General features: G+C 45.6%; 8 protein-coding genes. 2 read left to right on the plus strand and 6 right to left on the minus strand.

Annotation, left to right across the window (positions count from 1 at the left end):
• Nucleotides 1–113 precede the first annotated feature (113 nt).
• Entirely contained in the window at nucleotides 114–2363 is a 2250-nt protein-coding gene (locus QUA10_RS03335) for a dynamin family protein (protein ID WP_333081037.1), read from the plus strand.
• Between the two features lie 149 nt (nucleotides 2364–2512).
• Here the strand turns inward: QUA10_RS03335 and QUA10_RS03340 are convergent, their stop codons facing one another.
• The 6 genes from QUA10_RS03340 to QUA10_RS03365 all read right to left on the minus strand — a co-directional run bounded on the left by QUA10_RS03340 (nucleotide 2513) and on the right by QUA10_RS03365 (nucleotide 8556).
• A complete protein-coding gene (locus QUA10_RS03340) occupies nucleotides 2513–3124 on the minus strand; it encodes a Uma2 family endonuclease (RefSeq protein ID WP_333081038.1) in 612 nt (203 codons plus the stop codon).
• Nucleotides 3125–3409: 285 nt separating this feature from the next.
• On the minus strand, nucleotides 3410–4354 hold the full coding sequence (locus QUA10_RS03345) for a GDP-L-fucose synthase (protein WP_333081039.1): 945 nt from the start codon (nucleotides 4352–4354) through the stop codon (nucleotides 3410–3412).
• A gap of 408 nt (nucleotides 4355–4762) precedes the next feature.
• Nucleotides 4763–5794 carry a GDP-mannose 4,6-dehydratase gene (gmd, locus tag QUA10_RS03350; RefSeq protein WP_333081040.1) on the minus strand — a complete coding sequence of 344 codons (1032 nt, stop codon included), beginning with the start codon at nucleotides 5792–5794 and terminating at the stop codon, nucleotides 4763–4765.
• Nucleotides 5795–6250: 456 nt separating this feature from the next.
• Nucleotides 6251–6982 (minus strand): sugar transferase, encoded by a 732-nt coding sequence (locus QUA10_RS03355; protein ID WP_333081041.1) that lies wholly within the window; start codon nucleotides 6980–6982, stop codon nucleotides 6251–6253.
• A gap of 243 nt (nucleotides 6983–7225) precedes the next feature.
• Complete coding sequence (locus tag QUA10_RS03360; RefSeq protein ID WP_333081042.1) at nucleotides 7226–8392, minus strand: glycosyltransferase; 1167 nt, start codon at nucleotides 8390–8392, stop codon at nucleotides 7226–7228.
• Nucleotides 8389–8556 (minus strand): hypothetical protein, encoded by a 168-nt coding sequence (locus QUA10_RS03365; protein WP_333086169.1) that lies wholly within the window; start codon nucleotides 8554–8556, stop codon nucleotides 8389–8391. The genes QUA10_RS03360 and QUA10_RS03365 overlap by 4 nt, the downstream gene beginning before the upstream one ends.
• Nucleotides 8557–8820: 264 nt before the next feature.
• Between QUA10_RS03365 and QUA10_RS03370 the strand changes: the two genes are divergently transcribed.
• The gene (locus QUA10_RS03370) at nucleotides 8821–10917 is read left to right on the plus strand and encodes an iron uptake porin (protein ID WP_333081045.1); all 2097 of its coding nucleotides are present in this window, start codon (nucleotides 8821–8823) and stop codon (nucleotides 10915–10917) included.
• Nucleotides 10918–11254: the final 337 nt, after the last annotated feature.

Raw genomic sequence — 11254 nt, forward strand, 5'->3', positions numbered from 1 at the left:
CTCAATTGCTGATAAAATTTGACATTTTATGACTCCGATAAATTCATAATTAGAAGATAATTATAAAAAACAAATAACTTCCTGTGGATTAAACTAGCGGGTAGCAGAATGCTATGAACATTAATTTTAGACGCTATCGGGAACAGAAAGGTATCAGTCAAGAATCAGTTGCCAGCGGGCTCGGCATTTCTGTAGATCAGGTTAAAAATTATGAGCAGTTCCCTGCACAAGTTCCGATGGGAATGGCAGTAAAATGGCTGCAAATATTAGGTGTTGACATTGCAAGTGCCATGTCAGACGAAATACCTCCACTCCCAGGAATTGAACCCGGCAGTCCCTACGCTGAACTTTATCGCCGGCTAAATTTACTTAATCAGTATATCGATGAAAATTCTTTTTTACCTTGGCTAGAATTGCCAACGGAACTACGTAAACCTAACGCTCTGCAAGAACAAATTAACCAGTATTACCAAAAACCAAATGTTGTCTTGACAGGAGCCTTTGACTCTGGCAAATCCTATCTTGCTAATACTCTTTTAGGCCAAAAAGTATTGCCAACAGGCTATCAGCCTGCAACAAGAGTCATTACCATTGTTTGTCATGTGGAAAGTCGCCCCGAATGGTTTGATGGAAACGTGGGAATTATTGATGAGAAATTTTGGCAAGATGAAAACGGCAAGCTAAATTTTTACTTCCTATATTTAGAGGATCGGGAGCGTTGTCAGAAGCATTTTTTGCAATTCGGCTCCTTTGACCTGCTAGAAAAATATGGCGTACACCAATATGATGACTCTGATGACAGCAATGAGGGCGGACATACAGCTATAGTTTATGTAGATGCTCCTTTGTTAAGAGCGTGTAACCTGATTGACCTTCCCGGTTACTCTGATAAACAAGATGAAGTATCAAAGGATGTTGAGAAAGCTAATAGTGCCACCAAGATTGCTAATGTCTTGCTTTATGCTTCTCCTGCCAAGGGTCACATCAATGGTCAAGATATGGTGCGACTTCGGAATTTGCTGCGTTTGTTGCCGGCCCCAGAGAATGAATGCAACGACTTTCCGACGCTAGGAAATTTCTTTATTGTGGCGACACACGCCGATCCGAGTATCCCTGACGATGAGCTTCCCAAAATTCTCAATAAAGCTTCAGCCAGACTGTATAAAGAACTTGATGAAACTGCTATAGAGTTTCGTCGGAAGCTAACAAAGCGGGATATTACCAAGGAAGATGTGCAAAAGCGTTTCTTCACTTTCTGGTCAGAAAAGCCGGATCGCTGTCAGCGTCTCTTTGATGATTTAACTCAACTCCTCTGCGAGACTCTTCCTAAACCAGTCATCTCTCGTATCGACCGCGAAATCAATTCGGTCAAAAAAGACAAAAAACAAGAATACGCTAACTCGATTGAGCAATATCAAACAACTGTTGCCAAAATAGAGGAGTATCGAAAGGAGCTTGACAAAGCCGAGAAAAATGAACCTGAACGTCAGCGAGAAATGCGGCAAAAACGCAGTCAAGTGAGCAAACAAATTAAGGAATTAGAGAAAGATACCCGCCAATCATTTCAGACCTATGCGGCAAAAAAGATCGATGTAGAGTTTATAGAACAAATGATTCGCCAGAGATACGACAAAAAGAAAGAGGCTCAAGAATACGCTCCCGGTTATTTAGTCGATCTGCTGCAAAGTCATTTAGAAAATCGGATTAGTGTCAATTCTGAAAAACTCAAGGCTGAGATTGACGCTTTTCTGGAAAAATACCCAGTACCTAAACTTCCCAACAAAGATGGAATAGTAGTATCTATTCCCTTCGATACAAAAGGAGCTTTTCTTGGTGGGATAGCAGGTTTAGGTACTTATGGTGCCTTAGCCGCTTGGGCAGCAGGCCTTGGCAATCTTGGCAGCTATATCTTAGTAGCGAAATTAGTGAGTCTTTTGTCAGCACTTGGTATTAGTATCGGCGGTGGCACGGCAACAGTAATTTCTTTCGTAGCTGCGATTGGTGGCCCAATAGTTCTAGGGATCGGTTTAGCTGCTGGACTGGCTTCTTTGGTGTGGAATTTTTTTGGGGAAGCTTGGCAGAAGCGGTTAGCAAAAGAAATTCACCAACAATTCAAAAAACAGGGTGTTGTTGATAAATTCTTAGAAGGAATCGACCAGTATTGGCAAGAGACAGCCACAGCCTTTGAGAAAGGTGCGGATGCAGTTGAAGCAAAATGTAAAGAGTCTCTTAAGCATCTGCAGGAAATTACTTCACCTGATACCCAGTCAAAAGAACGAATTCAAGAGATTATAATAAATCTGGAGAAACTCAGGGTTTTTTTCGCCAACATTCCTTGGGATACCCAGGGAGAATGTTTGTAAAAAAAACCAGCGGTTCTCGTGGCAAACAACCGCAACCCAAGAAAACGACGTATTGAACGGGTAGTTTTAACTAGGCGATCGCCCTTTCTTTTCCCTCATCCCGTCAAGCGATCGCCCTTCCTGAACCGATGTGCGATCGCACTTTCCATTTATCCCCTAGATCGCACTTCGTCAATTTCTGCTTCTGAATCTTCCTTCGTAAAAATTACATCCTCATAAATAGCATCAATACTTGTGCGAAAATCTACGCTAGCCAAGTGAAGTTCGCTTCCTTGATTATAGGAATACAAAACCCACAACCCTTCAGCATTGCGACGAAAACACTCTACCCGCTCACGTTTTTGACTAATTAACACATACTCTTGAAGGGTTTCTAATTCTTGATAGTCAGCAAACTTATCGCCCCGATCGAATCCTTCAGTACCATTTGACAAAACCTCGACAATTAAACAAGGATATCTTTTAAAAGATTGAAATGCCTTGTCCCGTTCATCGCACGTTACCATCACGTCAGGATAGTAGTAAATATTCTTCGATTCAATCCTGGCTTTCATGTCGGACATATAAACGCGACAGCCACTACCCCGAACATGATTTCTTAAAAGTGCAAATAAGTTGCCGGCAACTGTCACATGAGCATCGCTTGCACCAGCCATTGCATAGGTTTCGCCCTGTATATACTCGTGTTTGAGGGGACTGAGTTCTTCTAACTTCAGGTACTCTTCGGGCGAGATATAATTGTGGGTGCGATCGGCAATCATTGGCTTTCCCAAATTTCAGTTTTCGATGATTTCAGTCGAGCTATTTGTATTATAGCAGTTTTCACTCGGATGAAATACAGGACACAGCAGTATGGACACCGCACTGCTGCCGACTATTGTCAGTGACTTTCAACCCAAATTTGTATAATTTATTAGTGCCAAAAGGCGGACTGGTGTGTGAAGGATAGGTGGCAACCGCCCACTATTATAAATGAGGATTATAACCCGCATTTAGTATTATTCCCAAAAAAACCCGGTTTCTTCAAGAAACCGGGTTTTTCACACTTACGCGGCGTGTTGTCGATACCAATCAATCGTATTTTTCAACCCTTCCTTAAACTTCACCTCCGCAACAAAACCAAACTTTTCCTTAGCCCTTTCCGTATCCAAACAGCGGCGCGGCTGACCGTTCGGTTTGTCTGTTTCCCAAACAATTTCTCCCTCAAATCCCATCAATTCGCAAATCGTTTCCACTAAATCGCGAATTTTAACTTCGCTATTCGTTCCCAAATTAACCGGGTCAGATTCACTGTAATCTTGCGTTGCCATCACAATTCCCCGCGCGGCATCTGTGGAATACAAAAACTCGCGGCTAGGGCTGCCGTCTCCCCAAACAGGCAGTGTTTTGTCTCCCCTTTCTTGGGCTTCGTAGACTTTGCGAATTAATGCGGGGATGACGTGGGAACTTTTCGGGTCAAAGTTATCTTCCGGGCCGTACAGATTTACTGGTAGCAAGTAGATACCGTTGAATCCGTACTGCTGGCGGTAGGATTGTAGTTGCACTAATAAGGCTTTTTTCGCTACTCCGTAAGGTGCGTTAGTTACCTCTGGATAGCCGTTCCAGAGGTCGTCTTCTTTGAAAGGAACTGGGGTTAAATTGGGATAAGCGCAAATGGTGCCGACGCAGACAAATTTTTCGACTCCTGCTTCGTAGGCGGCGTGGATTAGTTGCGCGCCCATCATCAAATTATCGTAAAATAATTCAGCGGGTTTGAGTTGGTTTAAACCGATGCCGCCGACGTGGGCGGCGAGGTGAATGATGATATCTTGTTTGTCGGCGGCGCGCTTGCAGTTTTCCATGACGCGAAGGTCGCAGTCGCGCGATCGAGTTACCGAAATTTTATCAGCATCGGCCCCTGCTTTCACTAGCTGGTCGATTACCTGACGGCCCAAGAAACCGGCGCCGCCCGTGACTAGAATGCTTTTGCTGCTTAAATCCAAGCTGGTCATAATTTTAGCCTCGGGATTTTGAATAAAGGTCGATCGACAATTTCAATTCTAAAATTGTTGCTTTAGCAAAAAAAGCTTTCAGCTACAGGACGAGGTTGCCCACACATTTGTTTTAGCTGCAGTAGATAGGGACAATTTGCGCCGTGCACACACGAAAGTTAGATATAGGGGTCGCGACTCCCCAACTATCATTTTAATGTTTTTTTTAGCCCGCACAGCGGAAAATTTGGCGAGCAATTAAGCTGGTTCTTTGAATGCCGATCGCGCTACGCTAATAGCTGTAACAACCCTCTCATCAGTTCTGAAGTGTGTGCATGGGCTATCCTCCGGCGCGCGCCTTTCGCCAAAGGGGTAGACACGGGGGCCTACCCCTACAAATTGTTGGCACTGACGGCTTGATTTAGCGACTTAATCAAATCCGTTGCCCGAACCCCGACCTTGCTGGTCTAAAGCTTTCATGTCAGCATCTACCATTAAATGTACTAACTCCTGAAAAGTTACAGAAGGTTCCCAATTTAATTGCTGGCGCGCCTTAGTCGAATCGCCAATCAACAGTTCGACTTCGGCCGGACGCAAGTAACGTTCGTCAAACTCCACATATTTTTGCCAATCTAAATTGACGTAAGTAAAAGCCAAATCGAGAAATTCCTTAATGGAATGGGTCTCGTTGGTAGCAATGACATAATCGTCAGGCTTGTCTTGTTGCAGCATCAGCCACATAGCCCGCACGTAGTCTTTAGCATAGCCCCAGTCTCGCTTGGACTCGAGATTGCCCAAGTAAAGTTGTTTCTGCTTGCCGGCGACTATTCTTGCCACGGCGCGAGTAATTTTGCGAGTTACAAAAGTTTCGCCACGGCGGGGAGATTCGTGATTGAACAAGATGCCGTTGCAGGCAAAAAGTCCGTAAGATTCGCGATAATTTACTGTTTGCCAGTGCCCGTAAACTTTGGCGCAGGCGTAAGGACTTCTGGGATAAAAAGGAGTTGTTTCCTTTTGCGGAACTTCCTGTACCAAACCAAACATTTCCGAAGAACCTGCTTGATAGAACCGCACTTCTATGCCGGTGCGGTGCTGATAGTCCCGAATTGCTTCTAGCAGCCGCAATACTCCCATCCCTACTGTGTCCACCGTATATTCCGGCGAGTCAAAACTGACTCGAACGTGAGATTGAGCTCCTAAGTTATAAATTTCTACCGGCTGAACTTCTTCCAATATCCGGCGGAGAGTGGTGCCGTCCGTCAAGTCGCCGTAGTGTAGAAACAGGCGCGCACCCTCGCTGTGAGGATCTACATAGATGTGGTCAATTCGATCGGTATTGAAACTAGAACTGCGCCGGATAATGCCGTGAACTTCATATCCTTTCTCTAAGAGTAATTCGCTCAAGTAGGAGCCGTCTTGACCTGTAATACCTGTTATTAGCGCTCGCTTACGTTGCGTCATCTGATTTTCCTTTGACAGGCTGTGTTAATTCACAATAAGTTTTTTGGCAGAGGCTGTTGCTCCCTGCCGGCCGTATTCTCAAACTCTACCTTAACTGCTTTATACAACTTACTCAAACTTAACTTTAGTTACCTAAAGCCAGTTGAAGTTTACTTCCTACGCTGTTGGGTAGTGGGCTATCCCAAGATAAGTAGGCTATCCCCCTTAAGCCAAAGGTTATAGAGTTAAGTTTAACACCTAAACCTAAAGTAGTCTATCTAGAAGAACCGATCTTTCTAGGTGAAGAAGAGATAGGTTTATTTAAGTATTTGCCCCTTTAGTTAAGCTCACAATTCTTCGATCGGCATCCAGGAACTGTTTAGTTTTGACAAAGAGTTTGTCGCTGATTGTCAGTAGTCAGCATCAGTGGTCAGTAACAAATAAAACTAACTACCGATTGCTGACTGCGGACAAAAATTAGTATGCGCCGTTATTTTTGGGAAAAATCACAACTCCAATTGTTTTGAAAACAATCCACATATCCATCCAAAGGTTTTTGTCATTTGCGTAATAGAGGTCGATTTGGACTCGGCGGGGATAGGGAATGTCGTTGCGACCAGACACTTGCCACAAGCCTGTAATTCCAGGTCTTATGGTGAGAATTTTGTTGATGTGACTGCCGTATCTCGGCAGTTCTTCTTCAACTAAAGGTCTGGGTCCGACGACACTCATATCTCCTTTTAAAACATTCCAAAACTGGGGAAACTCGTCTAAACTGGTCATTCGTAAAAATCTTCCAATCCAGGTAATTCGAGGGTCTTGTTTCAGCTTGAAATTGTCCTCAAACTCTTGACGCAAATGCGGAGAATTTTCCATGATTTCCAGCAATATATCGTCCGCATTTTCCACCATCGTTCTGAATTTAAGGCAATAAAACCTTTTACGGTTTTTGCCGACTCGTTCCTGTACGTAAAAAATAGGACCGGGCGAGCTTAAGGCGATTAAGAAAGCCAAAAGCAGGTAAACCGGAGCAAACAGGATCAGAACCGATAAGGAAAACAGGATGTCAAATAACCGCTTGAAAAGTTCTCCGTCGAGGCTCTGTATAGAACGACTTATGCGTCTATCTCCTTGCAGGACAGACCCAAAACCGCGTCTTGCGATCGCTCGAATTACCTTGCCGGAGATTAGTTGGCTGTCGGCAGTCATCTTACTCCTTCACTTCACACCACACACAGTCCTGATCATAAAGCCTCAAGACGCTTTGTTCTCTGAATTATGTTTCCAATACTCAATTTTCTGCCTTCAGAAGGCTTCAAAAGGCAGAAGGAAGAAGGAAGAGGGCTTCTGGCGGCAGAAGGAAGAAGGCGCAAGGCACTTATGCAGAGGTCTTCGGAAGGCACTTATACAAAGGCAGAAGGAAGATTGTCCCGCTATCGGATTCTGGCACTCTCAAGCCCCAGACTGGGTAAAATCACGGGATTGAAATTCCTGATAGCAGCGTTCCACAAAAGCTAGATAGCGCTGCCCAAAGACATCGGGGGCAAAATGTTCAGCGCGCAACCTGCTGATTTCTGGCTCAAATTTGCCTTGCAACTGCTCAAATTCCTCGACAGCTTCGACTAATGCTGCTGCGGTTTGGAAGGAAAAAAATAAACCAGTCCCCGTCTCTGGGTGTTGGCGAATGTCGAGCACTGTCTCCAAAGCGCCCCCTGCTGCATAGGAAATTACTGGTGTTCCGCAAGCTTGAGCCTCTACTAAAGCGATGCCAAAATCTTCGCAAGCTGCATAGACAAAGGCTTTTGCCTCTGCCATGTATTTTTCGACTATCGAGGCGGGCTGCCAGCCGAGCACTTGCACGTTGGGTTTGGCGATTTGCCGAATCATGTCTAATTCTGGCCCGGTGCCGATGACAATTAGAGTATGCCCGAGTTGATTGAATGCTTGGACGATCGCACTTACGTTTTTGTAACTTACCAACCGACAAACTGTGACGTAAAAGTCTTGTTTTTGCCGCATCAAGGAAAATCGCTCGATATTTACCGGCGGATAAATCACCTGGGCCCGCCGCCGATAGCACCGCCAAATTCGGCGCGCTGTGTGTTGGGAGTTAGCGATGAAATAATCAACGCGATTGGCGGAAATTACGTCCCACTGTCGCAGTCGATGCAACAAATATCGCGTCAGCAGACCCTGGATGCCCCGTCCGGCTTTGCTGCTACGCAAATAGTCAAAAGTTAAGTCCCAAGCGTAACGCATGGGCGTGTGGCAGTAGCAGACGTGCATTTGCTGGGGACTGCTGAGGATGCCTTTGGCAACGGCATGGGAAGAGGAGAGGATGATGTCGTATTCTCGCAGATCTAGTTGTTCGATCGCGATCGGCAGAAATGGCAGATATTTTTGCACGCCGCTGCGGGCCTTGGGAAAGTGCTGCAAAAATGTTGTGCCAATCTGTCGCCCGAAAAGATAGCTTTCGGGATTGGCTGATTCAAAGTCGATGAGGGCATAGACATCTGCCTCGTCTACGTGTTTGAGGATTTCCTGTACTACGAGTTCTGAACCGCCAGTAGCTAAGGGCGTCAACCATTCGTGAACTAGGGCGTATTTGAGTTTTTTCACTTGTATTTGTAGCCGATCAAACGATTTGTTAGCGCCAGTGCTGTCAATATTAATCTTACTGAGGGATAACTTACGCAATATCCAGCCATCAACCAGGTTTCTAGGTAGGTATCTTTCAACTGAGATGTTGCACCATTCTCAATTACTTGTTTAGGAACAGGCAAGATATCTGTTTCACAAAGAGTGAATTTTCTTGTGGAACAGGCCGAAAAGCCTGTGCGAGCGAGAATGGTGCAAGATGTGAGTCAAACCAAGGATTTTGGGAATAAACGGGGTTTTTGTCAAATCAGCCACAGCAAAACAGGACTCTCCGGCAGTGATTTCCCCGATTGTTGACAAGAAATACTATTAGGCAGAATACTAAAGGTGATTTGCGATCGGCTAAATCTTCGGAACGGGCGATCGGCTCAATGTGGTGTAAGGAAAAAATGTCCAAATTTTTGTGGAAGGGACTTTTAGTTAGTCCCGCTGTATTGGCAGCAAGTTTAGTCGTATCTTCGACGGCGCTAGCAGCAGAGAAACCGGTAGAAATTGCCACCATAGCTCAAGCTGATCAATTGCAATTAGCAGGTGCTGCAACCGAGGTGGCAAAGGCTGAGACAGCAAAGGCTGAGACCGGCGAACCAGCGTCGCTAGCTAGCAACTTGACTGTTGAGACTATTGAGAAAGAAAGTGCGAACCTCTACGAGGGCTTTCCTTCGGATCGCTTCGCTAACGCTAACGAGCCGATTGCCCCAGTTGCCGAACAGGCAAAACCACCGGAAAACGCAGTTGCAGGGGATTTAAGCGAAACCAAACCCGCAGTCGCGCCCGCAAATTTAAGTGTTGAACAACCTGTCGCGCAGCAAATTCCCGCAGTCGCACCCGCAAACTTAAGCGAAACCCAACCCGCCGCTACACCGACTAATTTAAGCGCCCAAGAGCAAATTTCCCAATCGCCAAATCCAAGTCCCCAACCTCCAGCACAGTCAAATGTTTTAGAACAAATCAATGAATACAGCAAAGAAGACAGTAGCAGCCAAGATGCGGCCGGCCAGGTAACGTCTGTTTCGCAACTTTCCGACGTTCGGCCCACAGATTGGGCGTTCCAAGCTTTGCAGTCTCTAGTAGAGCGCTACGGGTGCATAGCTGGTTATCCTGACGGCACTTTTCGCGGCAACCGGGCGATGACTCGCTACGAGTTTGCAGCAGGTTTAAATGCGTGTTTGGATAAAGTTAGCGAGCTGATTCAAGGCGGTTCGAGAACTCTGGCGACGCGAGAAGATTTGGCTTCTGTGCAAAGGTTGCAAGAAGAATTTGCGGCGGAATTGGCAACTTTGCGAGGCCGCGTCGATGCTTTGGAAGCGCGCGCCTCTGAATTAGAAGCAAATCAGTTTTCAACTACGACTAAACTCAACGGCGAAGTCATATTTGGTTTGACAGGTATCGCCAGGGGAGATGATGCTGAAGGTAACGATGCCGATAAAGCGACGGCTTTTGGCAGCAGGGTTCGGATCAATTTCGACACGAGTTTTTCTGGAGAAGATTTGCTGAGAACTCGACTGCAAGTTTTGAATCTGGGTTCGTTTTCTACGAATAATACGAAAACCGCTGAAGGAGAATTGCGGTTTAATGCTGGGCCTTTTGCCGAGGCTAGCAATACGGTAGGTTTAGATGCGCTGCTTTACCAATTCCCTATCGGCAAAAGCACGACTGTAATTCTCGAAGCTAATGCCGGGGCTGCTGATGATTTTGTTAACACTGTCAACCCTTACTTTGACGGAGACGGCAGCTACGGCGCTCTTTCTAACTTCGGTACTCGCAACCCAATTTACTATTTGATTGGGGGTTCTGGCATCGCTCTGCGGCATCAGTTTGGGGAAAAACTCGAACTGAGTTTGGGATATATGGCCGGCAATGCTGCAGACCCGACGCGGGGAAATGGTTTGTTTAACGGCTCTTACGGCGGTTTGGCTCAGTTGACTTTCAAACCCAACGAGAACATGGCTTTAGGTTTAACTTACGTTAATTCCTACAACTTTGTTACCGGTACTGGCAGCAATGCTTCTAATTTCCCGGTGCGTCTCGGTTCCTTCGGGCTCGACAGCGATAGCAATGTGCCAGTTTCTAGCAATTCCTACGGCGCACAAGCTTCGTGGCAGTTAAACCGGAGATTTGCAATTGGCGGTTGGGCGGGTTACACAAACCAGCGCATTTTATCCAACTTGGCTACTCCTACGGGTTCTGTGCAGCGGGGAGACCAAAAAATCTGGAACTGGGCAGTTACTTTGGCTTTTCCCGATTTGTTGAAAGAAGGAAATGTGGCGGGGATTGTGGTAGGTATGGAGCCGCGGGTAACGAGTTCTACTAATCGGACTTTGCCGGAAGATAAGGATACTTCGCTGCACGTTGAAGGTTTCTATCAGTTTAAGTTGAGCGACAATATTTCTGTCACTCCTGGTCTGATTTGGCTGACTGCTCCTGACCACAATAAGAATAATTCTGATTTGGTGATTGGGGTTGTCAGAACCACGTTTACTTTCTAGAAGCGGGTTTAAGGTTTAAACAGAAACGACCAGCTTTTGCAAAAGCTGGTCTGCACAAATAGTTAAATCCGTTGTGTTCCCACAGTGTTTTTCTCACAGTGAGGAAACCCAAGTTGCACGTTTCTTTGCAAAGGGTTCTAAAAGAAATATCATCTCTCTTAAGTGGTACTATAACAACAAAATTTAATTTTATGTAATAAAACTTTACATTACAGACGAATTTTAATTTTTAGGCGACGATCGCACTCCCAGTCATTTTGTATAGCAGTCGCCAAGGCAGTTAGGACGCTTGACGTAAGACATCTTCAATGGCATCTCGTAAACAATCAAACTGAAG

It is taken from the genome of Microcoleus sp. Pol8_D6, from assembly GCF_036700965.1.
GTDB lineage: Bacteria > Cyanobacteriota > Cyanobacteriia > Cyanobacteriales > Microcoleaceae > Microcoleus.

What these genes read in the sequence shown, in the direction of transcription:
- QUA10_RS03335 (WP_333081037.1), top strand. Translation starts at nt 114, where the DNA reads ATGAACATTAATTTTAGACGCTATCGGGAACAGAAAGGTATCAGTCAA.
- QUA10_RS03340 (WP_333081038.1), bottom strand. Translation starts at nt 3,124, where the DNA reads ATGATTGCCGATCGCACCCACAATTATATCTCGCCCGAAGAGTACCTG.
- QUA10_RS03345 (WP_333081039.1), bottom strand. Translation starts at nt 4,354, where the DNA reads ATGACCAGCTTGGATTTAAGCAGCAAAAGCATTCTAGTCACGGGCGGC.
- gmd (WP_333081040.1), bottom strand. Translation starts at nt 5,794, where the DNA reads ATGACGCAACGTAAGCGAGCGCTAATAACAGGTATTACAGGTCAAGAC.
- QUA10_RS03355 (WP_333081041.1), bottom strand. Translation starts at nt 6,982, where the DNA reads ATGACTGCCGACAGCCAACTAATCTCCGGCAAGGTAATTCGAGCGATC.
- QUA10_RS03370 (WP_333081045.1), top strand. Translation starts at nt 8,821, where the DNA reads ATGTCCAAATTTTTGTGGAAGGGACTTTTAGTTAGTCCCGCTGTATTG.